Origin of the sequence: Pseudomonas sp. W22_MBD1_FP4 (genome assembly GCF_052113765.1) — a bacterium.
GTDB lineage: Bacteria > Pseudomonadota > Gammaproteobacteria > Pseudomonadales > Pseudomonadaceae > Aquipseudomonas > Aquipseudomonas sivasensis.
In genome coordinates this window covers 116,826-140,244 of record NZ_JBGQOI010000004.1, presented here as the reverse complement: position 1 = coordinate 140,244, position 23,419 = coordinate 116,826, and the positions used below count along the sequence as shown (strand labels likewise).

General features: G+C 60.1%; 23 protein-coding genes and 5 tRNA genes. 10 read left to right on the top strand and 18 right to left on the bottom strand.

What is annotated here, in order from left to right; all coding sequences use genetic code 11:
- Positions 1-4 precede the first annotated feature (4 nt).
- Both pfkB and ptsP read right to left on the bottom strand, forming a co-directional pair.
- Positions 5-925 (bottom strand): 1-phosphofructokinase, encoded by a 921-nt coding sequence (gene pfkB, locus ACEN2T_RS07485; RefSeq protein WP_442116522.1) that lies wholly within the window; start codon positions 923-925, stop codon positions 5-7.
- Positions 926-3,784 (bottom strand): phosphoenolpyruvate--protein phosphotransferase, encoded by a 2,859-nt coding sequence (gene ptsP, locus ACEN2T_RS07480; RefSeq protein ID WP_442116521.1) that lies wholly within the window; start codon positions 3,782-3,784, stop codon positions 926-928.
- 294 nt (positions 3,785-4,078) lie between these two features.
- On the opposite strand from ptsP, the gene cra reads away from it, so the two are divergent.
- Both cra and ACEN2T_RS07470 read left to right on the top strand, forming a co-directional pair.
- Positions 4,079-5,074, top strand: coding sequence for a catabolite repressor/activator (gene cra, locus ACEN2T_RS07475; RefSeq protein ID WP_095183806.1), 996 nt, complete (start codon positions 4,079-4,081; stop codon positions 5,072-5,074).
- Positions 5,075-5,076: 2 nt separating this feature from the next.
- Entirely contained in the window at positions 5,077-5,853 is a 777-nt protein-coding gene (locus ACEN2T_RS07470) for a TatD family hydrolase (protein ID WP_442116520.1), read from the top strand.
- On the opposite strand, the gene ACEN2T_RS07465 is transcribed toward ACEN2T_RS07470, so the two are convergent.
- The 5 genes from ACEN2T_RS07465 to ACEN2T_RS07445 form a co-directional block, all read right to left on the bottom strand.
- On the bottom strand, positions 5,800-6,231 hold the full coding sequence (locus tag ACEN2T_RS07465; RefSeq protein ID WP_032886205.1) for a hypothetical protein: 432 nt from the start codon (positions 6,229-6,231) through the stop codon (positions 5,800-5,802). The two genes, ACEN2T_RS07470 and ACEN2T_RS07465, sit on opposite strands and share 54 nt — an antisense overlap.
- A gap of 126 nt (positions 6,232-6,357) precedes the next feature.
- Positions 6,358-8,388 (bottom strand): methyl-accepting chemotaxis protein, encoded by a 2,031-nt coding sequence (locus tag ACEN2T_RS07460; RefSeq protein ID WP_442116519.1) that lies wholly within the window; start codon positions 8,386-8,388, stop codon positions 6,358-6,360.
- Positions 8,389-8,539: 151 nt separating this feature from the next.
- Complete coding sequence (ampE, locus tag ACEN2T_RS07455; protein ID WP_095183802.1) at positions 8,540-9,376, bottom strand: regulatory signaling modulator protein AmpE; 837 nt, start codon at positions 9,374-9,376, stop codon at positions 8,540-8,542.
- A complete protein-coding gene (ampD, locus tag ACEN2T_RS07450; RefSeq protein ID WP_032886202.1) occupies positions 9,373-9,936 on the bottom strand; it encodes a 1,6-anhydro-N-acetylmuramyl-L-alanine amidase AmpD in 564 nt (187 codons plus the stop codon). Before ampD ends, ampE begins: the two co-directional genes overlap by 4 nt.
- Positions 9,937-9,997: 61 nt before the next feature.
- Positions 9,998-12,148, bottom strand: a complete 2,151-nt coding sequence (locus tag ACEN2T_RS07445) for a DUF1631 domain-containing protein (RefSeq protein ID WP_122764728.1) — start codon at positions 12,146-12,148, stop codon at positions 9,998-10,000.
- A 244-nt stretch (positions 12,149-12,392) separates the two neighbouring features.
- Between ACEN2T_RS07445 and nadC the strand changes: the two genes are divergently transcribed.
- A complete protein-coding gene (nadC, locus tag ACEN2T_RS07440; protein WP_032886200.1) occupies positions 12,393-13,241 on the top strand; it encodes a carboxylating nicotinate-nucleotide diphosphorylase in 849 nt (282 codons plus the stop codon).
- Between the two features lie 65 nt (positions 13,242-13,306).
- Here nadC and ACEN2T_RS07435 read toward each other — a convergent pair whose 3' ends face one another.
- The 4 genes from ACEN2T_RS07435 to ACEN2T_RS07420 form a co-directional block, all read right to left on the bottom strand.
- Positions 13,307-13,612, bottom strand: coding sequence for a DUF6388 family protein (locus ACEN2T_RS07435; RefSeq protein WP_032886199.1), 306 nt, complete (start codon positions 13,610-13,612; stop codon positions 13,307-13,309).
- A 164-nt stretch (positions 13,613-13,776) separates the two neighbouring features.
- Positions 13,777-13,849, bottom strand: a tRNA-Thr gene (locus tag ACEN2T_RS07430).
- A gap of 48 nt (positions 13,850-13,897) precedes the next feature.
- Complete coding sequence (locus ACEN2T_RS07425; protein ID WP_122752398.1) at positions 13,898-15,298, bottom strand: O-antigen ligase family protein; 1,401 nt, start codon at positions 15,296-15,298, stop codon at positions 13,898-13,900.
- Positions 15,299-15,333: 35 nt separating this feature from the next.
- A complete protein-coding gene (locus tag ACEN2T_RS07420; RefSeq protein WP_095183799.1) occupies positions 15,334-15,735 on the bottom strand; it encodes a pilin in 402 nt (133 codons plus the stop codon).
- A gap of 202 nt (positions 15,736-15,937) precedes the next feature.
- Between ACEN2T_RS07420 and ACEN2T_RS07415 the strand changes: the two genes are divergently transcribed.
- Genes ACEN2T_RS07415 through yacG form a run of 4 tightly spaced genes read left to right on the top strand, consistent with a single transcriptional unit; the run spans position 15,938 to position 18,826 of the window.
- Entirely contained in the window at positions 15,938-17,146 is a 1,209-nt protein-coding gene (locus tag ACEN2T_RS07415; protein WP_442116518.1) for a type II secretion system F family protein, read from the top strand.
- Positions 17,143-18,009 (top strand): prepilin peptidase, encoded by an 867-nt coding sequence (locus ACEN2T_RS07410; RefSeq protein ID WP_442116517.1) that lies wholly within the window; start codon positions 17,143-17,145, stop codon positions 18,007-18,009. The genes ACEN2T_RS07415 and ACEN2T_RS07410 overlap by 4 nt, the downstream gene beginning before the upstream one ends.
- Positions 18,006-18,629 carry a dephospho-CoA kinase gene (gene coaE, locus ACEN2T_RS07405; protein ID WP_181642863.1) on the top strand — a complete coding sequence of 208 codons (624 nt, stop codon included), beginning with the start codon at positions 18,006-18,008 and terminating at the stop codon, positions 18,627-18,629. The genes ACEN2T_RS07410 and coaE overlap by 4 nt, the downstream gene beginning before the upstream one ends.
- Entirely contained in the window at positions 18,626-18,826 is a 201-nt protein-coding gene (yacG, locus tag ACEN2T_RS07400) for a DNA gyrase inhibitor YacG (RefSeq protein WP_032886193.1), read from the top strand. The genes coaE and yacG overlap by 4 nt, the downstream gene beginning before the upstream one ends.
- Here the strand turns inward: yacG and ACEN2T_RS07395 are convergent.
- From ACEN2T_RS07395 to ACEN2T_RS07385, 3 genes are all read right to left on the bottom strand, one after another.
- Positions 18,823-19,038 carry a hypothetical protein gene (locus tag ACEN2T_RS07395; RefSeq protein ID WP_032886192.1) on the bottom strand — a complete coding sequence of 72 codons (216 nt, stop codon included), beginning with the start codon at positions 19,036-19,038 and terminating at the stop codon, positions 18,823-18,825. The two genes, yacG and ACEN2T_RS07395, sit on opposite strands and share 4 nt — an antisense overlap.
- A 76-nt stretch (positions 19,039-19,114) precedes the next feature.
- Complete coding sequence (locus tag ACEN2T_RS07390; protein ID WP_032886191.1) at positions 19,115-19,804, bottom strand: energy-coupling factor ABC transporter permease; 690 nt, start codon at positions 19,802-19,804, stop codon at positions 19,115-19,117.
- Positions 19,801-20,268, bottom strand: a complete 468-nt coding sequence (locus tag ACEN2T_RS07385; protein ID WP_032886190.1) for a hypothetical protein — start codon at positions 20,266-20,268, stop codon at positions 19,801-19,803. The genes ACEN2T_RS07390 and ACEN2T_RS07385 overlap by 4 nt, the downstream gene beginning before the upstream one ends.
- Positions 20,269-20,372: 104 nt before the next feature.
- Here ACEN2T_RS07385 and ACEN2T_RS07380 point away from each other — a divergent pair, with 104 nt between their 5' ends.
- The 3 genes from ACEN2T_RS07380 to ACEN2T_RS07370 are packed head-to-tail and all read left to right on the top strand — an operon-like array spanning position 20,373 to position 22,592.
- Positions 20,373-21,002: a DUF1780 domain-containing protein gene (locus ACEN2T_RS07380; protein WP_032886189.1), complete on the top strand. Its 630-nt coding sequence runs from the start codon at positions 20,373-20,375 to the stop codon at positions 21,000-21,002.
- A 57-nt stretch (positions 21,003-21,059) separates the two neighbouring features.
- Entirely contained in the window at positions 21,060-21,233 is a 174-nt protein-coding gene (locus ACEN2T_RS07375; protein ID WP_032886188.1) for a DUF3094 family protein, read from the top strand.
- Between the two features lie 60 nt (positions 21,234-21,293).
- Positions 21,294-22,592: an NAD(P)/FAD-dependent oxidoreductase gene (locus tag ACEN2T_RS07370; RefSeq protein ID WP_442116516.1), complete on the top strand. Its 1,299-nt coding sequence runs from the start codon at positions 21,294-21,296 to the stop codon at positions 22,590-22,592.
- A gap of 177 nt (positions 22,593-22,769) precedes the next feature.
- On the opposite strand, the gene ACEN2T_RS07365 is transcribed toward ACEN2T_RS07370, so the two are convergent.
- The 4 genes from ACEN2T_RS07365 to ACEN2T_RS07350 form a co-directional block, all read right to left on the bottom strand.
- A tRNA-Pro gene (locus ACEN2T_RS07365) sits at positions 22,770-22,846 on the bottom strand.
- A 94-nt stretch (positions 22,847-22,940) separates the two neighbouring features.
- A tRNA-Lys gene (locus ACEN2T_RS07360) sits at positions 22,941-23,016 on the bottom strand.
- Between the two features lie 5 nt (positions 23,017-23,021).
- A tRNA-Pro gene (locus ACEN2T_RS07355) sits at positions 23,022-23,098 on the bottom strand.
- A gap of 9 nt (positions 23,099-23,107) precedes the next feature.
- Positions 23,108-23,183: transfer RNA gene (locus ACEN2T_RS07350), tRNA-Asn, on the bottom strand.
- Positions 23,184-23,419 lie beyond the last annotated feature (236 nt).

Below are 23,419 nucleotides of genomic sequence, written 5' to 3'. Positions count from 1 at the left end.
CCTCTTATTGTTCTGTCAGCGGGCGTACGAGGACGCCGCTTTCGAGGTGCGCCAACTGCGCGTCATCGCTGATGCCAAAACCGATCTGCGTCACCGCCATCGCAGCAATCGCAGTGGCGCGGCGCAGGGTGTGCTCGGGGGCTTCGCCGCGGAGCAGACCGTGGAGCATGCCGGCCAGCAGCGAGTCGCCGGCGCCTACGGTGCTGGCCACCGCGACCTTGGGCGGCGTCGCATGCAGTGTGGCGCCCGAGCTGTACCAGCTCACGCCTGCGGCGCCGTCGGAGACCACCACATGCTCCACACCTTGTTGATGCAGTTGGCTGATGGCATCCGCAGCGTTATCCAGAGCGTCGGCGAGTTCCTCAGTATTGGGTTTGACCAACCATGGGCCCGCCTGCAAACCGGCGCGCAACGCTTCGCCGCTGGTGTCCAGCGCGACTTTCAAACCGAGGTGTTTCAACTGCACCAACACCCCATGCAACCACTGCGGGGTGACGCCGCGAGGCAAGCTGCCGGCGACCACCACCGCGTCATGCCCGGGGGCAATTCGCGTGAGCTGATCGAGCAACGCCTGTTGCGCCTGCTCACTGACCAGCGGCCCTGGCGCGTTGATGTCGGTGACCCGGCCGTCCTGCTCGGCAATCTTGATATTGCTGCGGGTTTCGCCGGGGACGCGGATAAACGCGTCGGCAAAACCACGGCGTGCGATCAGGGCCTCAAAAGCCTGAGGATTGTCCTCCCCCAGAAAGCCACCCACGGTCACCTGATGCCCCAGATCTGCCAACACTTGCGCCACATTCACACCCTTGCCGGCGGCATGGGTGAGCACGGTGTCGCTGCGGTTGACTTCACCGGGTTCCAGGCGCGGCAGGCGCACCGTAAGGTCCAACGCCGGGTTCAGCGTCAGGCTTAGAATCCTTGCCATTTACACGGCCTCCACAAGGGCACGCACTTCAGCAGGAGAACCCACCGCCAGTGCTTTTTGCGCCAGGCCCTGGGCCTCGCTCAGACTGAATTCACGCACCCGCGCTTTCACTTCAGGAATGCTGCGGGCGGACACACTCAACTCATCCACACCCAAGCCGACCAGCACCGGTACCGCCAGCGGGTCTGCCGCCAGCTCGCCGCATACGCCGACCCATTTGCCATGGGCATGGGCCGCACGCACGGTGATATCGATCAGTTGCAGTACCGCGGGGTGCAGGCCATCGGCCTGGGCCGACAAGGTCGGGTGGCCACGGTCGATGGCCAGGGTGTACTGGGTCAAGTCGTTGGTGCCAACGCTGAAGAAGTCGACCTCTTTGGCCAGCACCGGCGCCAACAACGCAGCGGATGGCACTTCGATCATGATGCCCAGTTGCAGGTCGGCCACCGGGATTTCCAGGCGCAGGCGCTCGGTCATGTCCCGGGCTGCGCGCCATTCATCCACGCTGCCGACCATGGGAAACATGATGCGAAGGGGACGGTTATCCGCCGAGCGCAACAGCGCGCGCAATTGCGCCTCCATGATCTGCGGGCGTTGCAGCGTTAGGCGAATGCCACGCACACCAAGGAAGGGGTTTTCTTCCTCGGCAATCGGCCAGTAAGGCAACGGTTTATCGCCGCCCACATCAAGGGTGCGCACCACCAGCGGGCGCCCGTCGAGGCCGTCGAGAACGCGGCGGTATTCGGCTTCCTGGGTGGCTTCGTCCGGGGCTTGCGGGTGGGCCATGAAAATCAGTTCGGTGCGCAACAGGCCAATGCCTTCGGCGCCCTGCTCGACCGCTTTGGCAACACCTGCGCTCTCGCCAATATTGGCAAACACCTCCACGGCGTGGCCGTCACGGGTGACAGCTGGCTCGTGACGCTGGGCCGAGGCGGCTTGCAGGCGCTGTTCGCGGGTGTCGCGCTCGACGGTAGCGCGTTGCAGGGTGGCGGCGTCGGCGTCCACGTGCAGGCGACCGCGCTGGCCATCCAGCAACAGCGGCGTGCCGGAGGCCAGCAGCAACACGGCCGGACCGGCGCCGACCAGCGCAGGGATGCCAAGGGCACGGGCGACAATAGCGCTGTGGGCCGTAGCGCCACCACGGGCGGTGAGGATGCCGGCAACGCGAGCCGGGTCCAGACGGGCAACGTCTGAAGGGCCGACTTCGTCCATCACCAGGATGTAGGGCTCGGTAGGCTCTTGGGCGGTTTCGACACCGCACAGTTGGGCCAGCACCCGACGACCAATGTCACGCAGGTCGGCGGCGCGTTCAGCGAGAAGAGCATCCTGCAACGACTCCTGCTGCTTGGCGGCGGCTTCGATCACGCTCATCCAGGCGGCTTCGGCGCTTTCGCCTTGCTTGAGACGGGTGTCGACTTCATCGGTGAGTTCCGGGTCGTCGAGCATTTCCTGGTGGGTGATAAAAATCTCGCGAATCGCCTTGGATTGGCTGCGCTCGATCAGGCCATGGATATCGCGGCGTACCTCAGCGAGTGCATCTTGCAGGCGCTGGCGCTCAATGGCCGAGGACTCACCGCGCAGCGGGTAATCGAACACTTGCTGGATCTGCACATGCGCAGGGCCGATGGCAATGCCGGGCGCAGCGGCGATGGCCTGGACCTGGCTGCCGGCCAGCGGTGCGCTGAGCGTGGGTTCGGCCTCAACGATGGCAGGCTGGGCGCTCGCGGTCGGCAATGGCTCGACCTCTTCACCCAGGCCCTCTTCTACTGCCGCCAACAGCGCGGGCAGCGCATCACCAGCAATGGTCGGCTCGGCGACAAACTCCAGCACCTGGCCGCGACGGGCGCCCAGGCTGAGCAACTTGCTCAGGCTCTTCACCGACACGGCGCCCACGGGGCCATCGACGATGCGCACACGGATGTCGCCTTCAAAACTTTTTGCCAATTGCGCGAGGATCTTCGCCGGCCGCGCGTGCAGGCCATGGGCGTTGGCCAGTGTGATGCGGGCACTCGGCCAGTCCGGCTGCAGTTCACCGCCCAGCACTTCGAGTACCGCACGGCTGCTGGTGGCGCGACCCAATTCCTGGCCTCGGCCTTCGATCAACAGCGCGCACAGGCGTTCAAGCAACGCCTGATGGGCTTCGCCCAGGCTGGCCAGGCAGAACAGGCCATTGAGCGGCTGACCGAGATAGCGCATGGGTTTGTCGGGCGTGACGAACGCCAGACCAGGGCGCTTGACCGTCTGCTCGCTGTGCAACCACCACAAGCCATCGCCCAGGGGCAACGCATCGACCTGCTGCAACACAGCGGCGAAACCATTGCTCACACAATCGGCCTGGCGCAACAGGCGTGCGCCTCTCCAGACAAGCTCTTCGAAGTCATCGGCGGACACGCCCAGGCTGATCATCTGCGCGTCCAGCGCCAGCTCCTGCGGGGCGCCTTGCAGCAGTTTCAGCAACGCTTCAGCGCTGCCAGCACGGCGCAAGGCCTGGCCCAGATCGGTTTCACCGAGGGCGCGGGTGAGCAGTTGCAGCAGGCGTAGGTGTTCATCGGACTTGGCGGCAATGCCGATGGCCAGGTAGACAATCTGACCGTCGCCCCAGTCCACCCCTTCGGGGAACTGCAACAGGCGCACGCCGGTGGAAAACACTTGGTCGCGGGTTTCGGGAGTGCCGTGGGGGATGGCAATACCCTGGCCGAGAAAGGTCGAGCCTTGGGCTTCACGGGCTTGCAAGCCGCTGAGGTATCCCTCGGCGACCAGGCCATCAGCCACCAGTTTGTCAGCGAGCAGGTGCAAGGCAGCAGATTTATCCGCAGCCACTTGGCCCATGGATATCTGCTCTACAGTGAGCTCAAGCATGCCGTTCTCCTAGTTAGTGCAATGGGTGCACTAGGTATTGTTTTGAATAAAACAGTGTAGAGGCGTTCGGTAATAACTGACTGAGTAGTCAATTGGCAGTAGGCACTCAGTAGCGAACGTCGTAAAAATACGCTGGCTGAAACGTTTAATCTAGAATTTAAGGCAGATTACGCGTTAATTGTGCATCCTTGAAGGACCACTCGGCACTTGAGCTGGAACATGGGTCGTAGGCTGGAATCGGTTACGATTGGAAAAAATGTCGGGGCAAGCTCCAAAAAACAAGGAAATCCCGGTTTGAAACTCAGTGATATCGCGCGTCTAGCCGGTGTGTCCGTGACCACCGCCAGCTACGTCATCAATGGCAAGGCAGAACAGCAACGCATCAGCAACGCCACCGTTGAGCGAGTGCGTGCCGTGGTCGAAGCCCATGGCTTTACGCCCAACCCCCAAGCCGCCGGGCTGCGCAGTCGGCACACGCGCACCTTGGGCTTTATTCTGCCCGACCTGGAAAACCCCAGTTACGCACGAATCGCCAAGCTATTGGAACAAGGCGCCCGCGCGCGCGGCTATCAGTTGCTGATCGCCAGTTCCGACGATGAGGCGGACAGCGAGCGCCAACTGCTGCAACTGTTCCGCGCGCGGCGTTGCGATGCGTTGTTCGTGGCCAGTTGCCTGCCCGCCAGCGATAACAGCTACCGCGAGCTGCAAGCCAAAGGTTTACCGGTGATCGCTATCGACCGGGTGATGGAACCAGACCAGTTCTGCTCAGTGGTCAGCGACGACCGCCAGGCGTGCCAACAACTGACCAGCAGCCTGCTGCAACCACTGCCCAAACAGATCGTGCTGATCGGCGCACGGCCTGAGCTGAACATCAGCCAGGAGCGTGCCGATGGTTTTCGTGAAGCGCTGCAAGGCTTCACAGGCGAGGTGATCGTCGAACACGGCGAATCCTTCAGCCGTGATTGCGGCAGACAGTTGATGGAACAACTACTGCAACGACTGGGGCATTTGCCTGACGCACTGGTGACCACGTCCTACGTGCTCTTGCAGGGTGTGTTTGACGCGCTGCATGACTTCCCACTCAAGTCGCGCCCGCTGCGCTTGGGCACCTTTGGTGACACCCAGCTGCTGGATTTTCTGCCGCTGCCGGTCAACGCCATGGCCCAGCAACATCAACTGATTGCCGACGCTGCCTTGCGCCTGGCCTTAGCCGCGATTGAAGAAGAACAGTACCAACCGGGCGTGCATGCGATCGGCCGGACCTTCAAACAGCGGATCCACGAGGCCTGAGCGTGGAGCTGATCGACACCCATACCCACTTGGACTTCCCGGACTTCGACAACGATCGCCCGCAAGTTCTCGCCCGCAGCCGTACACTCGGGGTGCGACGCATGGTGGTGTTGGGGGTGTATCAGCAGAATTGGCAGCGGTTGTGGGATCTGGTGCAGACGGATGAAGGTTTGTTCGCGGCTTTCGGCTTGCACCCGGTGTACCTGGACGACCACCGTCCCGCCGACCTCACGGCATTGGGCGACTGGCTGAGCCGCCTGCACGGCCACCGGCAACTGTGTGCGGTGGGCGAAATTGGCCTGGACTACTTCCTTGAACACCTGGACCGCGAACGCCAGCAGAGCCTGTTCGAAGCCCAGCTCAAACTGGCCGTGGACTTCCAACTGCCGGCGCTGCTGCACGTACGCCGCAGCCACGCAGCCGTGATCGCCACCCTCAAGCGCATCCGCCTGCCACGAGGTGGCATCATCCACGCGTTCGCCGGAAGCCGGGAGGAAGCCCACGAGTACATCAAGCTGGGCTTCAAGCTCGGCCTCGGCGGTGCCGCCACGTGGCCCCAGGCTTTGCGCATGCACAAGGTGCTGGCGCAATTGCCGCTGGACGCGGTGGTACTGGAAACCGACGCCCCCGACATGGCACCGGCCATGTACGCTGGCCAGCGCAATAGCCCTGAGCATTTGCCCGAAATCTGCACCGCCCTGGCCGAACGCATGGGCACCAGCCCGCTATTGCTGGCCGAGGCGAGCACACGCAATGCGTGGGAGCTGTTCAAGTGGTAAGGCCGGGATCACCGCTTGCAGGTTAAGGGTCATTCGCTGCCGATGGCGGGCGTAGCGCAGCACCAGGAAATGCACCAACAGCACCAACAGTGACACGTTGAGCTGGCCGATCACGCTGATCAGCCCCACCCATTCAGTCACCAGTGCCACGATCAGCACCACGCTGGTCAATATCGCCATGCTCGGGCGTACCAGCGCCCAGTGGTCCAGCGCTTTGAAGTGGCGCAATTGCCGTGGGCAGTTCAGTTCCAACACATGCTGACAGTAGGGGCAGTCGAAGGGTTCTTCGATGGCGATGGCATTCAGTTGCCAGGGCTTGAGTTCAAACGTGATGTCGCAATGGGCGCAGTGCCCCTTGATGCCAGCGGCGGTGGTCATCGTCGTGCCTCCCCTTGAGCGGGATTGAGTGAAATAAATTCTCACTCATTCCCGCGAACAAAAAAGGCACCCAGAGAAATCCAGACGAGAACTACATCACCAGAAGACCAATCCTACTCCGCCCCCTTACACGCGAAAGGCCCCGATCAATTGCTTCAACTCGATCACCTGCAATGAGAGCTGCCGGCTTGCCGCCTCGGTCTGATGTGCGCCTTGGGCCGCATGTTCGCCGGCCCGATTGATTTCGACGATGTTCTGGTCGATATCGTGGGCGACGGCAGTCTGTTGTTCCACGGCGGCAGCGATTTGCTGGTTCTGGTCGACGATCATGCCGACGGCGCCGAGGATATTTTCCAGCGCCTGCTGGACCTTTTCCGATTGGCCGACGGTACCGCTGGCCATTTCATGGCTGGTGCCCATGGCCTTCACTGCCGCGCCGACACCGCTGTGCAGGCGGCTGATCATCTGTTCGATTTCTTCGGTGGAATGCTGAGTGCGCCGAGCCAGCGTGCGCACTTCATCGGCCACCACCGCAAAACCGCGTCCCTGCTCACCAGCCCGCGCGGCCTCAATCGCCGCGTTGAGCGCCAGCAGGTTAGTTTGCTCGGCGATGCTTTTAATGACTTCCAACACGCTGCTGATCGACTGGCTGTCAGTGGCCAGTTGGTTGATCACCCCCACTGACAAATCTATCTCCGAGGCCAGCCGCGCAATGCTGCTCTGCTGGGATTGCACCAGTCCACGGCCACTTACGGTTTCATCGTTGACGCTGTGAGCACTGCTGACCGCCGCGGCCGCACTGCGCGCCACTTCCTGGGCGGTGGCCGACATCTGGTTCATGGCCGTCGCCACTTGTTCGATTTGCGTGCGCTGGCCAGAGACCGCTTGATTGCTGCGGGCCGAAACCGTTTCCACTTGTCCGGCCTGCAGTTCGACCTGGCTGACGGTGTGACCGACGCGTTCGATCAAGTCATGGATTTTCGCCACCGTGCCGTTGAACACCTGGCCGAGATCGCCCAACTCGTCGCGGCTTTGGGCGACAAACGTGACGGTCATATCGCCGGCCGCCACCTTGTCCATCATCGCCCCCAGGCGTCGCAGGGTGGTGCGCGTCGAGGCGTAGAAGCCTGCGTACAGATAGAAGATCAGCAGAAATACCGCTGTCAGTGCCGAGACCAGTACCACCATGTGTGTACGGTTTTGCGCCAGGCGCTGATCCAGTTGCTGCCCGAGAAAACTCAGGGTGGCGTCATCAAGCTGATAGGTCTTGGCCATCAATTGGCTGACACTGTCGTAGAAAGCCTGCCAAGGAGCTTCGAGGGTTTCAGCCATGACCACCTGCTCTTCAAACAACTCGCTGCCTTGCTTGAGGCTGGCGTTGCTGGCCTTCGCCAAGCCATCAAGCGCAGCGTGAGCGGCTTTGCTGGAGCCCAGGGCGTCCTGCAATTTTAAGCCGTATTCGGCCTGGAGTTTTTCCAGCTGTTGCAGCAGTTCGTCAAAACGGGTGCTTGAGGAGGAATTGAGGAAGCCCTGTCCCAGAGAGTAAGCGCCCATCGCCCGCCCCTCTCCCAGGGTTTGAGTGACTTGGGGGGTGACACTGGTGATCAGTTCGCTGAGTTGGCGTAAATCGCTCTGCGGGTCACGGCTCAAGCCGGATTGGCTGGCAATGATCTGGCTGAGCATCTGCGCTTTATTCAGCAACTTGCCGATCAGCGCACTTTTGCTCAGCAACGAAGTTTCCTGTTGCTGGGCCTTGAAGGCGGCGATCAGTTCGTCGCGCTTGCCTTCAAACACAGTGATTTGCTCGGGCTCGGTGGCCATCGGGTTGAGGCCTTGCAAACGGGTGAGCACGCTCTGCTCCAAGGCGCTGATCTTGGCCTCAAGGTCACCGGCTTTACCGGACTGGCCGAGGGTTGCGTTGATCTGCACCTGGTTATTCAGGGTCTCCAGATCCCGGCGCAGGGCCAGGCTGCTGCCGAGCAGATCAAGGCTTTGCAGTTCGACACGGGTGCCCTGGAATTCGCGCCAGGAATCACGCACCAGGTAGTAGTTGGTCGCGAGCATCGGCAGCAGGAACAGCACGCTGATCAGGCTGAACTTCATGCCGAAGCTCAGGCGATTCATCAGCGCGATGGCGGGATAGAGCAAGCTCTTCACAGGTGAACTCCCTTTTCTTTTATTTTTATTGAGGCGCAGGGCGGCGGCAGAAAGCCACTATTTGGCGCTCTGTCTATATAGCTCAATTTGAAAGGGAGTTTTGTAACTTAAGGTTAACGACAGGAGCGAAGGACTCGCTCCTGTCGGAGGGTCAAGGCAGCACAGTCCAAATGGCGAAACCGGCATACCACAGCACTGCCGCGCGCAGCAGCAGCTCCCAAAGCCGATCCAGGCTATTGATGCCGTCTGCACCTACCACCGGCGGCGGGATTTCAGCAGCGACCAGGCCGACTTTTTCCACCAATTGCGCGGCGCTGATGTCCCAGTTCAGCAGCTCGTGAAGCATGACACGACTGACCGCGACGAAATTGCCCACCAAGGCAAAGCTGGCCGCCAGCAGGCGCACCGGTAACCAGTCAAACGCATGACGCAATTGCCCGGCGCGTTCGGCCACCAGTGGGTTCTGGCTGTGCTCACTGGCCAGGGCCAAAAGCCGATAGGCCAGCGCGGCGACCGGCCCCAATAGGAAGTACCAGAAAATCACTGCGAAAAAGCTCTGGTAAGCCTGCCACAACAAATGGCCCTGAACGCGTTCCAGCAGTTGCTCACCGCTGTCGGCACCCAGCTTCAGGTCGCGCTCGGCCACGTGCTCGGAAGCTTGCAGATCACCCCGGCGCCAAGCGTCGCGAAACGGCCCAAGCCCGGCCAACAGATCACCACGGCCCAAGCTGTAGATCACCACCAGCAGGTGCACCGGCAGCGCCAACAAGCCATAGGCCACTGGTTCCAGCACCAGCAGCAACAACGCCAGCAACGCCACCGGCAGCAACACCAACAGGACCAGAATCAGCCAAGGTTGCTTGCCCAGGCGCGGGCTCGACTCCAACTTGGCCAATTCACGCAACCAGCCGCCGTCACGCTGCAATCGCTGGCGCATGGCCGAGAACTTCTCGATCCACACCGCCAGCACCAATACCAGAAAACTCATCGTGCGTGTCCTCCATCCTGCAGAGCGCTGCGAAAGCGCGTCCAATCAAAAGCGGGGCCGGGATCGGTCTTGCGCCCCGGGGCGATATCGCTGTGACCGCATATGCGCTGCGGCGTAATACCGGAATAGGCCGCCAGCAACTGAAGGGTAAGGTCGATCAGCGACCTATATTGGGCGTCGGTGAAGGGCAAGTCATCCGTGCCCTCCAGCTCTATACCCAAGGAAAAGTCATTACAGGTTTCACGCCCTTCGTAGCATGAAACCCCGGCATGCCAGGCGCGGTCGATGCAGGACACAAACTGCGTCACCGCGCCGTCGCGCTCAATCAGAAAATGCGCAGACACCCGTAGCTCTGCAATCCCTTCAAAGTAGGGATGTTCCGTGACATCCAGGCGATTCTGGAAAAACTCCTGCACCTTGCCAGTGGCGAACTGCGCCGGTGGCAGGCTGATGTTATGCACCACCAACAGTGAGATTTCGCCTGTGGGGCGCTCGTTGAAGTTGGGCGAAGGGCAATGGCGAATGCCCTGGCACCAACCGCTGGCGGGGTCCAACTGCATACAGGATCCTTGAACGTGACTAAGTGTGACCAGTATGCCGCGTTCGACCCCGTGGTTGCGATCACTTGCCGCGATTGAGTTGACGCAGTTGTCCCACCACTGCCGCCAGTGCTCGCTCGAACAGCGGCCCATCATCCAGGATGTACAGCGCCCCACGCTTGAACGCCAGCGCCAGTTGGCCTGCACTTTTATCCAGGACTTTGAGCCCGGTGCGGCCAACAAAAACGTAGGTATTGGCCGGTGCCATGATCGCCATCAGCTTGCACCGCAGAGCGCTGGGCTGCCCTGGCTGGAACACGACCCAGTCACCGATCCGCAATTTGTAAACCTTGAGCAGGTCCGGATCATCCGCCGGGAGATCTTCAACTGAACCAGGCGGCGTTGTGCTGAGCACTAAAGGTTCGCGCACTTCGATCAACCCATCGACACCCTCGGTCGGCTGGACATGCAGGGCCTGCAAACGAACAAAAAAATCACGGGTGCTGAAGGGGTCGAAGGCTGCGCTGGTCAACCCGTCGCGCAGGGCCTTGAGCAAGCCCGGCAACTGCTCTACTAAATGGCCCCCGGCTTCGGTGTCTTGCGGCAGGCTCACACTCCAGATCAGCTCATCCATGGTGCGCAGCGCTGCTTGCCATTGCACCGACTGCTCGCCGTACTTGAGGCTGGCCAGCAACAGCACCTGGCTCCAGGCCTGTTGCAGAAACAGCACCACAGCTCGCGGTAAAACCTTGCCCAATAGCCGTCGATTGAGCACCTCGGCCACCCGTGCTCGCGCCGCGTCAGTGCGCACGCGCCCTTCTTCGGCGTCGCGAGTGTGCTGCTCAAGCAACTCGCAGCGCCGACGCTCATCAGCGGTAAACGCATTGAACTCAGTCAGCAACAGGGAAAAAATCGCCGGGTCTTCGACATACTCATTGAGCAAACGCTGAACCACCTGCTCGATGCGCAGATACAGACTGTCGCGCTGGTAGTCAGCGACCGGGCTCCAGCCCATGGCGGTCGTGGCAATTTCATTCAACAGGCGCCGCGCTGGGTGGCTGGCACGGCTGAAAAAACTCTTGTCCAGCACTGCCACTTTCAGCAGTGGGATCTGCAGTCGGCCGATCAAAGCCTTGAAGGCGTCCGGCACGGTGCGGTCGTTGAGGATAAATTCGAACAGCAAGGCGATCAGATTGATTACATCTTCGTCCGCATCCTCCACGACCCGCGACTTGCCACTTTTGACGCTGACACGGGTGAGCAATTGCTCAAGCTGGTTACGCAGGTCGAAATCATCTTCGACTTCCGGTTCCGGCACGTACTGCTGCAAATGGGACAACAGCCGCAACAGGTCGCGGGTCGCGATGGGCTGGGGTTCTGCGCTGGCCTCAAGCGTAGGCGACACGCTACCGCGCACGGGGGCCAACAGCGCCTGCAAAGCGGCGAAGGCTTGCTGGCCATTCTCGTCGACGGGTTGCTCCGCGCTAGGCAATGCTGCTTCACGCTGGTAATCACGAGTGGCGCGCTCGCCAGGGCGACGGGAGGGTACAGCCTTGAGTTCCGGCAATACGCCGGTGGCGCCCAGCAACTGGTTGGCTTCCCCGTAGAGTTGGTCGGCGTCACTGAGCACGTATTTTTCAAACAGTTTGAGCATGATCAGTTTGACGCGGATCTCCACACCCAAACTGCGCCCCGCGCGCAGGAAAAACTCGCACAGTAGCGCCGGGCCCAAAGGGTTTTCACGATCATCCAGGTTATTGCCCAGCAAGGCACTCAAGCGCGCGGTCAACTGCCCAAGCGCCAGGCCGTCTCGGTTGCGCACCCGGCCGACCATAGCCTCAAGTGCCACGGCTTTTTCCAATTCATCCTTGGATGAACTTGGCGCCGTGTCATAGGACATCACCGGCACCATCTGAAGCTCGCCCCTCCCCGCCTGACCCAGGCCGCCAAAGGCTTGGAATAGCCGCTCCATGAACACGCGCTCGAAATTCTTGCGCTTGAGGCGCAGGTCGCGCATGGCTTCAAAGAAAATATGGTGATCCACGTTGCTGCGGGCCTTGTCGGCCATCTCGAACAACGTGTCGTCGGCGTTATCGAACAATTCCTGCAGCCCCTGCTGCAACTGTTGCGCGGCTCTGTCGCGAACCTGCAGCAGTACCACCGGCAGGCGCGCGAGCGGCGATGGCGTGGCGTGTGCCCTGTTGATTGGCACCACCTTTCCGTCATTGTGCATCCTGGCCTCCTGAAACGGCGGTATTGAGTTGGGGAAAGATCGGGTACAGGCCCGTTGGGCACTGTGGAAACCGCTCATCACCAGGACGTCAAAGCTATGACGCCAATTGCAAGGCGCAGGATTATCTTGCAAATGAGGGCCGTTGCGCCAGCACCCTCTGACATTGCGTGGTAAATCAGCGGTGACTCTGGGTTCGAATGCACGCTACCCCTATAATCGGGACACTTTGTTTGTGGAGCCTGTTATGCCGAACCTCCGTCTTGCCGACCTCACCGCCGAAATCGAAGCCAACGTGCGCCGTGCACTGCTGGAAGACATCGGCAGCGGCGACATCACCGCGCAGTTGATCCCGACCGAACGGCTGGCCACCGCCACCATCATTACCCGCGATATCGCTGTGATTGCCGGTACGGCCTGGGTAGACGCAGTCTTCCGCCAACTGGACCCAAGGGTCGCCGTGCACTGGCAAGTGGCCGACGGCGAGCGCGTCAGCCCCAACCAAGCCCTGTTCCACCTCGAAGGCCCGGCGCGCTCGCTGCTCACCGGCGAACGCTCTGCCCTGAACTTCCTGCAGTTGCTGTCCGGGGTCGCCACACGCGCCCGGTTCCTCGCAGATTTTGTCGCCAGCACCCAGGTCAAGCTGCTGGATACCCGAAAAACCCTGCCCGGCCTGCGCCTGGCGCAGAAATACGCCGTGACCTGTGGTGGCTGCCACAACCACCGGATTGGCTTGTATGACGCGTTCCTGATTAAGGAAAACCACATCGCGGCCTGCGGTGGTATCGCCCAAGCCATTACCGCCGCGCACAAAATCGCGCCCGGCAAGCCGGTGGAAATCGAAGTGGAAAGCTTGGACGAACTACGCGAAGCACTGGCAGCGGGCGCCGACATCATCATGCTGGATGAATTGAGCCTGGAAGATATGCGTGAAGCCGTGCGCCTGAACGGCGGCAAGGCGAAGCTGGAAGCCAGTGGCGGGATCAATGAAAGCACCCTGCTGCCCATCGCTGAAACCGGAGTGGACTACATCTCCATCGGCGCGATGACCAAGGATGTTAAGGCGGTGGACTTGTCTATGCGACTGAGCATCTGAGGTCAATATTTGATGCTTGATTGTGGTGAGCGGGCTGCCCCGCACACCACACAAGTACGTCGGCGTCAGACGACCAGGTTATTCATCTCGCAATACTCTTCCCAATCCACACCCAGCACCTCGGCCGCCTCTTTGTGCAAGGCCAGCCGTGCGGCTTCGAACTCTTCCGGTGTCGAGGTGTACTTGAGGGTCAACTCCCAAGGCTGGAGGCCCTGGCTCTCGGCCTCGTCCTCGAATGCCCACTGGATCTGGTCGCGCTGATCATCGGCGCTCAGGTCCTTGATCTCTTCTTTGAGCTGCGGCGATTCCCCGATGTATTTTTCGAGGGCTGCTTGATGTCGAACTTCCTGGGTCATTTCAGTCGTGGTCATGTTGTTCTCTTAGATCGAGGAATGGGGATGCATCTGGGTCATCAAGGTTGCGCAGATACAAAAGAGCGGGCATGAATGCCGACTCGTCTGGCCTTCAGAACCATTCTGGGATCATCTGAAAACGTTGCCGTTTAAACACGGCATCTAAAACAGTAGCGCCTTTATGCCCGAGACAGGAATCGAACCTGCGACCTTCGCGTTACGAGTGCGCTGCTCTACCAACTGAGCTACACGGGCGGTGGGCTAAAGCTAGCACCGCATCGGGCGTCCGGCAACTTACACCCCTCAGCGAGCAATGACCCCCTGGGCCCAGAAACGTGGTTGCAGGTGATTTCCATGGTCACTCAGGTATTGCTGCTGGGCTTGCGCGATGTGAGGGACATCGCGCAGTGCAATCGCAATCAACAGACCAACGGCCAGCACACTCAGTACTTTCCAAGCCCACCCAACCAGCGGTAGCGCAACCGTTGCCGAGGCACCCCACACATGCAGCGCCATTAGCCAGCCGATTGTCAGTGCCAGCCAGACTTGGGAAATGGGCATCACGATCACGCCGTCGACCATGGACTGCACCAAGGCGCCGACCAACGCTGCAAACAGACATAAGCGCAACAGATCAACGCGCTCGGCAGACAGCGCCCTCTGACGCAGCACACCAAGCGTGGCCCATCCGGAACGCCACGCCAACACCGCCACGCAGAGTGTCGACGGCACACCCCATTCGCTGGCCCATTGCAAAACGGACTGATGCGGATGGGCGGCGATCTCGTTGGCAATATCAGCAAAATGCATCGGCCCGAACCCGAGCCATGGCCGCTCGACAAGCATATGCCATGCCTGCCACCAGATTGGACCACGCCCAGACAGCGAGGTGGTCAGGCGATCACCGGCGCCACTGGAAAGCACAATCCCCAAGTGGTCGGCCAGCACCGTAAATACCAGCCAGTACAACAACAGGCCGCCTGCGACAGCGGCCAACTGCCACCCCATCCAGCGTCGCCCCCAGGGCCCCAGCAGCGCCAGCAGTAAACCCGCCGCGCCCATCCCTAGCCATGTACCGCGCGTACCACCGCTTATCGCAATCAGCCACCAGACGCACAACAAAGCAAACGCCGCACCTCGCAGGGCGCGGGAGATATTGGGTATCAGCAGGGGAAGCACCAGTAACGGCAGTGTGAATGTCTGGAACTGACCGTAGAAGCGCTTGTTGGAAAAGCCGGACAGCAACAGGTCAGGATCCAGCGTAAGTGCACCACTGGTGAATGCGAGCGCACCGGCATACAGATATTGGATGGTTTTGATCAGGCACAGCAGCACCACAACCAGTATCAGCGCACGATCCATCGACTCACCGCCGTGGCGCCGGAGTAAGGCAAACGCTACCGCAATCGCAGCGCAACTGAAAAACAATGCCACTTCGGTGAAGGCCCAGAGCGGCTGATGGGCCAGTACCGAAGACACCATGCCCATCACCAGAACCAGCGCCAGGCCCCAGCCCGTAAACCTATCCACCAAGGGTTCAAGCCTGGTAACCGACAGCCCATACAGCACCGCACAGACCCCGATGGCAATCTGCACTACGCGCTGCAGATCGTGCCCACTGAACGGTGCGCAGATCCCAATCGTCAGCAAGCACACCACTGCTACCAGGAACACACCGCCTCGCTGCTGTACGGATAACGCCATCGGCCACCTCTACTTCCCTGTGGATGGTTTAGCGGTTATGCGCCGCAACCCTTGCCGGCATATTTCTCTTCAGCAGTTGTAGTGCATTTCCAGCCGGTGGCGCTGCGCGTCAGGCTGATGGTCTTGCCCAGCACAGGCGCTGGCGCATCAAGTATTTCGCAACTGATGGAGCCCACGCCAGTCGTGACGTCGCCTGCCACATCGATCTTGCAGTTGGCGGTTGGGGTCGTGCCGCCAATCAAGGCCACGGTAGGTACGGTGCCCTGATTGAAGGTGTCTTCGTAGCCGGCCTTCAAGGCAGTAATTTCAGCCAGGCCGGCAGTGAACTTGGCCTTGGCCTGGTGTGTGGTGTACATCGGGAGGCCGATGGTGGCCAAAATGCCGATGATTGCCACGACGATCAACAACTCGATCAAGGTAAAGCCTTTTTGACTCATCACATTCACTCTCCAGAATAGAACTCATGACAAGGCGCGTCCTGCACCCCGTTTTTTTCAGCGGCGCCAGTGTACTCACCCGTAAGCGGTCAATCGCGCACAAGACGCACATTCTGACATTTTATCCTGCGCCCTCGACACGCCCGAATCCGTCACCTGACTACGCTATAAATCTTCGAAGGTTTATATGCGGAACCGCGACATGAACAACGCTTCAACGATTTATGCTTGGGAAGGCATCAACCGAAAAGGGCGCAGGGTGTCCGGGCAAACCAAGGGGCACAACCCTGCCCTGGTCAAGGCACAACTACGCCAGCAAGGCATCAGCCCTGGCCGTGTGCGCAAGCACTCCCCGATGCTGCCAAGCCTTACTCATTCGGTTAAAGCCACTGACATCACGCTGCTCACTCGCCAACTGGCCACTCTGCTCAAAGCCGGAATACCCCTTCTGCAAGCCTTCGACATCATCAACGAAGGCTTCGACAACCGTGCGGTGCGTGAGCTGGTACAAGACCTGAAACAGCACATCGCAGCCGGCACCAGTCTGGCCGAGGCGTTGCGTAAACAACCGCGCTACTTCGATGAGCTGTACTGCAACCTGGTGGCCGCGGGCGAACAAGCGGGTGCGCTGGAGACCCTGCTGGACCGGGTAGCGATCCACCGCGAAAAGAGCGAGCAACTCAATGCCAGGATTAAAAAGGCCATGACCTACCCCGTTGCGGTCCTGGTGGTTGCCAGCCTGGTCACCGGCATACTGCTGGTTCACGTAGTCCCGCAGTTCCAGACCCTGTTCGCCGGGGTTGACGGTAAGCTGCCAACGCTTACCTTGCAGGTGATCGCCTTGTCGGCATTCGTGCAGCAAGCCTGGTGGATTCTGGTGTTGGGCATTGCCGCCGGAATCATGGGATTGCGTAAGGCTTATCGGAGCTCGCCGCGTTTTCGCTACTGGCTCGACGCCGGTTTGTTGAATGCGCCCTTGGCAGGCAAACTGCTGACAAAATCCGCAGTGGCCCGCTACGCCCGTACGTTGTCCACCACCTTTGCAGCCGGTGTTCCACTGGTACAGGCTTTGGACTCAGTCGCCGGCGCCGTGGGCAATGCTCCGTTCAAACAGGCAATCGAACATATGCGTCACGATGTATCCACTGGCATGCAGTTGAATCACTCCATGACCAACAGCGGCCTGTTTCCCAGTATGGCGATTCAGATGACAGCAATCGGCGAAGAATCGGGCATGCTGGAACAGATGCTGGAAAAAGTCGCCAACCACTATGAGAACGACGTGGACGACCAAGTCGACAGCCTCACCAGCCTGATGGAACCGCTGATCATGGTGGTTCTGGGGGGGATTGTCGCGACGCTGGTCATCGCCATGTACCTGCCGGTCTTCCAACTGGGGAGCGCATTTTGAATTTGCTGTTGAGTGAGCACCCATGGGCCTTTGTGGCGATAGCGTCGGTACTGGGGCTGATCGTCGGCAGTTTTCTCAATGTGCTCGTGTGGCGCCTGCCAAAAATGCTCGAACGGGAATGGCGTGCTCAGGCCCACGAAGTGCTCGGTTTACCTGCTGAGCCTGCCGGGCTGACCTATAACCTGATGCACCCCAACTCGTGCTGCCCGCACTGTGATCATCCGATCCGGCCGTGGGAAAACATCCCGGTGCTCAGTTACCTGATACTCCGAGGCCGCTGCGCCCACTGCCAGGCAACCATCAGCACACGCTACCCCTTCACCGAACTTGCGTGCGGGCTGATCTCGGCCTGGGTCGCCCTACATTTCGGCTTTGGCTGGCAAGCCGCAGCAGTGCTGATATTGAGTTGGGGGTTGCTGGCAATGAGCCTGATCGACGCGGACCACCAATTACTGCCAGATGTGCTGGTGCTGCCATTGCTGTGGCTGGGGTTGATCGTCAACAGCTTTGAATTACTGACAACTTTACCCGACGCCCTTTGGGGCACAGTGAGCGGCTACATGAGCTTATGGAGCGTGTTCTGGCTGTTCAAATTGGTCACCGGTAAGGACGGCATGGGCCACGGCGACTTCAAGTTACTGGCTCTGCTCGGCGCCTGGGGTGGTTGGCAGATTTTGCCGATGACACTGTTGATGTCGTCGCTGGTGGGAGTGGTTATCGGGCTGATCCTGATGCGCGTGCGCAAGACTCAGGCTTCGGCCCCGATGCCGTTTGGTCCGTATCTGGCAATTGCCGGCTGGATTGCATTGCTCTGGGGTGGTCAAATAACCGACTTCTATTTGCAGTCTGTCGGTTTCAGATGACCACTTCTGTTGCAACACCCTGGATTCTTGGCCTCACCGGCGGCATCGGCAGCGGTAAAAGCGCGGCGGCCCAGCACTTTATCGACCTGGGCGTGGACCTGGTCGACGCCGACCACGCCGCGCGCTGGGTGGTCGAGCCTGGCCGGCCGGCACTGGCACGCATCGCCGAGCACTTTGGTGCACACGTGCTGCAGCCCGACGGTCAACTGGACCGCGCCGCGTTGCGCAAGCTGATCTTTGAAGTACCTGAAGAGCGCCTATGGCTGGAAGGCTTGCTACACCCGCTGATCGGCGAGGAGATTCGCAGCCACCTGGCGCGCGCGCGCTCGCCTTACGCGATTCTGGTGTCGCCGTTGCTGATCGAGTCCGGCCAGTACAGCATGACCCAGCGCATCCTGGTGATCGACGTGCCGCAATCGGTGCAGATTCAGCGTACCCTGCAGCGCGACGGCATCAGCGAACAGCAAGTACAGGCGATTCTAGAGGCTCAGTCCAGCCGTGAAGACCGCCTGAACCATGCCGATGACGTACTGGTCAATGACCAGGACCTCGCCTGGCTGCACAGCGAGGTCGAGCGACTGCATCACTTTTACCTTACTTTGCGTGGAGGCCGATCATGAGCCAACCCTTGACCGTCGACTGCCCAACCTGCGGCGCCCCCGTGGAATGGAAAACCGACAATCTCAACCGGCCGTTTTGCTCGGACCGTTGCAAACTCATCGACCTGGGCGCCTGGGCCGCTGAAGAACACAAGATCCCCGTAGCCCCGGACGCAGAAGACGAGCTGTTTTCCGAAGATCTGCCGCCTCGCCATTAAGGCCGCATAAAGGCATATTCCTGCTGGTCGTCGAGGTTTTCTGCAAGGTATTGCAGCTCGTCGGCCAGGTCTTCAAAACTGCGCACGCCCTTGCTCTGCTGCACAACCGCACTGAGCATGGCCCGCAGGGTCAGGCCTGGGTCGAAACCGATTTCCTGCGCCGCATCCTGGCTTTTTCGCAACTCCTGCCGTGCCCACTCATACACACCCATGATCCGTGCTCCCCGCCTGCTTATCTAAAATTTGGCAGAGCATGGGCCTGCTCGCTCGCCCTGGGTTTGATCTGGATCAACGCTGCGAATCGTCATCCTTCCAAGGCGCAGAGAGGTAGCGGGTGCGGTTGAAGGTCTCCAGCCATTCGGGGCAAAACACCACCAGAGCGCTGATGACCATGCCGTTGATAAAGGCCTCTGGGAAGATGATCAGCCACAGATAGCCGACGAAATCTTCCAGCCATTCCGGCATGGCAAAACGGCCGTCAAACCATAGCAAACCCAACCCCAGTAACAGGCAGAGCAAGGCGGACAGCGCGGCAGCAAAAAAACCGGAGCAAAAGATATACACGAAAGGATTGCGCGGCTGCGCCCGCTCGACCACAAGCGCACAGCCTTCGGTGATCAGCACCGGCAGCACGACCAGCAGCAGGCCGTTGACGCCAAGGGCCGCCAGGTCCTGGCGCCCAAGCAGCATTAACCCGAACTGGGCGGCAAAACCACCGACGATGGCCAGGGGCCAATCCAGCAGCAGGGTTACGGCGGTCATACCAATAAAGTGGTAGGACACACCAGTGTCGAAATCCCGCCGCACCAGCCACAACATGAACAGTGCGAACACCGTACCGAACAGCAAATGCTGGCGCCGCCGGTCGGCAAACAACTCGACCCAGGGCGAGCGCAGGATCGCCCATAGCAGCACCGGCGCGTACAACAGCCAGCCGATGCCCAGGGTTGTGGGCGCCAGCACTGCGGCGCTGATCACGGCCTCACCTGCTCCAGGGCCTGGCGCAATTCGGCAGCAGTGCCGTATTCGTGCTGAGAAACCAACGCACCGTTTTCCAGCTGCAGCCACAGCACTTTATCCGCCGCTGCGGGATAACGCGGCGCGATACGCGCGTCACGGTCCAGCATGACCCGGTAGTTGTAGGATTGCATGGCGGGTACCGCGAACAGTTTGGCGATCAGTCGAGGCATGCGCTGGATATCGGCGACGAACACTGCATGCCGTGCTTCTAAGTAGCCTTTAGGTTGGCCTTGCAGCGCCGCATCTACCAGCTTCGCTGCGTCCATGCTGCGCGCCACCAGCAGAATCTGCGCATGGTTATCGAGGGTATAGGCTTGGTCGAATTGATCGAGCAAGGTCCAGGGAGTGAGGCGCTCGCCCACTTCAACAGCCTGCGCCCATACCGGTAAAAGACTTAGCAACAACACCACCAGAAACTTCACTGCACGCTCCTCATTTGGGGGAATTACGCTTGAAAGGCCAGTCTACACCCTGGCTTTTGCGGCAGGACTTCCTGCGGTCATCATTTGGACGCTAAGCTGCATGCATGGATGACTCAGATTATTTGCGCCTGCTCACCGTAGCAGCCGAACAAGCCAACGCGTTCCTGTCCAATGCCCGCAAATGGGAGCGTGAGCGTTGGGTCTGCCAGCGCCTGCTGCAAGGTTTGAACGTGCCTTACCGCGCCGAAGAGTTTCATGCCGCAGGTCAAGAACCACCGGATGTGCTGTTTCGCGATGCCAGTTTCGAGGTGTTTTTCGTACTTGATGAAGGGCGGCGACTGAACGACGAATGGCGAGACGAATTGCTGCGCCGGCGTAGCGCATTCTCCCTCAGCCAACTGGTGCGGCGCGAAGCCAAGCCTCGGCGAATCCCCGCTCATGAATTCCTGCTGCGCCTGGCGCCCACGTTGCGCAAGAAGGCCCACAACTACAAAGAGCGCGGGATGGACCTGGGCGAACTGGATCTTGTCGCGTTCACCAGCCTCAAGCGCGAAGTGCTCGACCTCAACAGCCACTTCCCACCCCCCACCGAATACTTGCGCCAAGGCTGGCGCTCGCTGTCTCTGGTGGGGCCAACGTTCGCGCGAGTGCTGTTCGCTCACCCGGACGCCCCGGATTTCTTGCGCAACAACCTGGGGCGCAGCATAGTGTTCGACGTGGGGATCAGCCTCTGATCCCACCCCGACTGTAACGTGGCGCCCTTTTGCAACGTCTACCTGACGAGGCCTTATATGACCAGTCGCCTGAACCCCGACGACCAAAAGCATGTCGAAGAGTATCTGCAACTCTCCCAAAACCGAGTCGAGCGCAAGCCTTTCCGGCCGTGGCTGCTCCTTGGTGTGGTGCTGGTGGTGGTGATCGGGCTCGGTCTGCTGAGCCGCCTTTTGAGTTACCTAACGCTATGAGCTGCCTGGCGCTCGCGAGGGTAACTGCTCCGATTTCTTTTAGCCTTGCGAGATATCCCTATGACCCATCGTATTATTATCGTCGGCGGCGGCGCCGGCGGTCTGGAGTTGGCTACCCGCCTGGGTAAGACTCTGGGCAAGCGTGGCACTGCCAGCATCACGCTGGTGGACACCAACCTGACCCATATCTGGAAGCCGCTGCTGCACGAAGTGGCCGCCGGGTCGCTGAACTCTTCGGAAGACGAACTCAACTACGTCGCCCAGGCCAAATGGAACCACTTCGAGTTCCAACTGGGGCGCATGAGCGGGCTTGACCGAGAGCAGAAGAAGATTCAGTTGGCCGCCACCCTCGACGAAGAGGGACGCGAACTGGTGCCTGCGCGCGTTCTGAGCTACGACAGCCTAGTGATTGCGGTAGGCAGCACCACTAACGACTTCGGCACCGAGGGCGCGGCGCAACACTGCCTGTTTCTCGACACCCGCAAACAGGCCGAACGTTTTCACCAGCAACTGCTCAACCACTACCTGCGCGCACATGCCGGACAGACTGATGTCGTCGAGCAGATCAGTGTCGCCATCGTCGGCGCCGGCGCCACCGGCGTCGAACTCGCCGCCGAGCTGCATAACGCTGCCCATGAGCTGGCTGCCTACGGCCTGGACCGAATCAAGCCGGAAAACATGCACATCACCCTGATCGAAGCCGGCCCACGCGTACTGCCCGCCCTACCGGAGCGTATTAGCGGGCCGGTGCATAAAACCCTGGAGAAGCTCGGCGTGACCGTGCTGACCAACTCGGCCGTCAGCGAAGTCACTGCCGATGCACTGATTACCAGCAGCGGCCAGGTGATTCCGGCCAGTCTTAAAGTGTGGGCTGCGGGGATTCGCGCGCCAGGGTTCCTCAAGGACATTGATGGCCTGGAAACCAACCGCATCAATCAGCTGCAAGTGCTGCCGACGCTGCAAACCACCCGCGACGAAAATATCTTTGCGTTCGGCGACTGCGCCGCGTGCCCGCAACCGGGCACCGACCGCAACGTACCGCCACGGGCCCAGGCTGCCCACCAGCAAGCATCGTTGCTGGCTAAGTCGCTGAAGCTACGCATCGAGGGCAAGGAGCTGCCGTCGTACAAGTACACCGACTATGGATCGCTGATCTCGCTGTCACGCTTTTCAGCGGTGGGTAACTTGATGGGCAATCTGACAGGCAGTGTGATGCTCGAAGGCTGGCTGGCGCGGATGTTCTACGTGTCGCTGTACCGGATGCACCAGATGGCGCTCTATGGCTTCTTCCGCACGGCGATGCTGATGCTGGGCAGCAGGATTGGGCGTGGTACTGAGCCGCGACTCAAACTTCACTAACAACATAAAATAATGTTGGAGGGGGCCTGCTCCCGATCGCGGTGGGTCAGCTATGTCTTCATTGGCTGACAGACTGCTGTCGGGATCAGGCCCCCTCTCACGTTTGATGCGCAGTGTTTTGAGGTTTTGCGTGCGCAAAAAAAATCCCCGTATCTTTCGATACGAGGATTTTTAATATGGTCGGGGTAGGGGGATTCGAACTCCCGACATCCTGCTCCCAAAGCAGGCGCGCTACCGGACTGCGCTATACCCCGGTAAAAAAAAGGCGACCTCTCAGTCGCCTTCTTCGATCAGCGCTTTTGGCCTCTGATCTTAAGATTCGATTCCAGCGCTAACTGGTCTCAAAAATGGTGGGTCGTGTGGGATTCGAACCTACGACCAATTGGTTAAAAGCCAACTGCTCTACCAACTGAGCTAACGACCCAAAAATGGTCGGGGTAGGGGGATTCGAACTCCCGACATCCTGCTCCCAAAGCAGGCGCGCTACCGGACTGCGCTATACCCCGGTTTGAAATTGGCTCCGTGACCAGGACTCGAACCTGGGACCCAATGATTAACAGTCATTTGCTCTACCGACTGAGCTATCACGGAACTACATATTTCAAAGTACAACTTTTACTGCTTGAAACTCTCCTCTTCGACCCTGTCCGTATCGCTACGTTAGCGTCTCTGAGGCGCGCTATTCTACAATCTTAAAAACCCCTGTCAACCCTTTAAATTGCTTTTAAGACAATGATTTGCGCTTCTTTCTGATTTCTTCTTGGGGAGAAGAAACCCGTGGGCTGACGTTGCTGCGGGGCGCACTTTACAAGCCTTTTCCTTACAGT

Bases quoted from the DNA above. Each gene is read 5' to 3' on its own strand.
- pfkB (WP_442116522.1), bottom strand. From the start codon at position 925: ATGGCAAGGATTCTAAGCCTGACGCTGAACCCGGCGTTGGACCTTACG.
- ptsP (WP_442116521.1), bottom strand. From the start codon at position 3,784: ATGCTTGAGCTCACTGTAGAGCAGATATCCATGGGCCAAGTGGCTGCG.
- ACEN2T_RS07465 (WP_032886205.1), bottom strand. From the start codon at position 6,231: ATGACCACCGCCGCTGGCATCAAGGGGCACTGCGCCCATTGCGACATC.
- ampE (WP_095183802.1), bottom strand. From the start codon at position 9,376: ATGAGTTTTCTGGTATTGGTGCTGGCGGTGTGGATCGAGAAGTTCTCG.
- ampD (WP_032886202.1), bottom strand. From the start codon at position 9,936: ATGCAGTTGGACCCCGCCAGCGGTTGGTGCCAGGGCATTCGCCATTGC.
- ACEN2T_RS07445 (WP_122764728.1), bottom strand. From the start codon at position 12,148: ATGCACAATGACGGAAAGGTGGTGCCAATCAACAGGGCACACGCCACG.
- nadC (WP_032886200.1), top strand. From the start codon at position 12,393: ATGCCGAACCTCCGTCTTGCCGACCTCACCGCCGAAATCGAAGCCAAC.
- ACEN2T_RS07435 (WP_032886199.1), bottom strand. From the start codon at position 13,612: ATGACCACGACTGAAATGACCCAGGAAGTTCGACATCAAGCAGCCCTC.
- ACEN2T_RS07425 (WP_122752398.1), bottom strand. From the start codon at position 15,298: ATGGCGTTATCCGTACAGCAGCGAGGCGGTGTGTTCCTGGTAGCAGTG.
- ACEN2T_RS07420 (WP_095183799.1), bottom strand. From the start codon at position 15,735: ATGAGTCAAAAAGGCTTTACCTTGATCGAGTTGTTGATCGTCGTGGCA.
- ACEN2T_RS07415 (WP_442116518.1), top strand. From the start codon at position 15,938: ATGAACAACGCTTCAACGATTTATGCTTGGGAAGGCATCAACCGAAAA.
- coaE (WP_181642863.1), top strand. From the start codon at position 18,006: ATGACCACTTCTGTTGCAACACCCTGGATTCTTGGCCTCACCGGCGGC.
- yacG (WP_032886193.1), top strand. From the start codon at position 18,626: ATGAGCCAACCCTTGACCGTCGACTGCCCAACCTGCGGCGCCCCCGTG.
- ACEN2T_RS07395 (WP_032886192.1), bottom strand. From the start codon at position 19,038: ATGGGTGTGTATGAGTGGGCACGGCAGGAGTTGCGAAAAAGCCAGGAT.
- ACEN2T_RS07380 (WP_032886189.1), top strand. From the start codon at position 20,373: ATGGATGACTCAGATTATTTGCGCCTGCTCACCGTAGCAGCCGAACAA.
- ACEN2T_RS07375 (WP_032886188.1), top strand. From the start codon at position 21,060: ATGACCAGTCGCCTGAACCCCGACGACCAAAAGCATGTCGAAGAGTAT.
- ACEN2T_RS07370 (WP_442116516.1), top strand. From the start codon at position 21,294: ATGACCCATCGTATTATTATCGTCGGCGGCGGCGCCGGCGGTCTGGAG.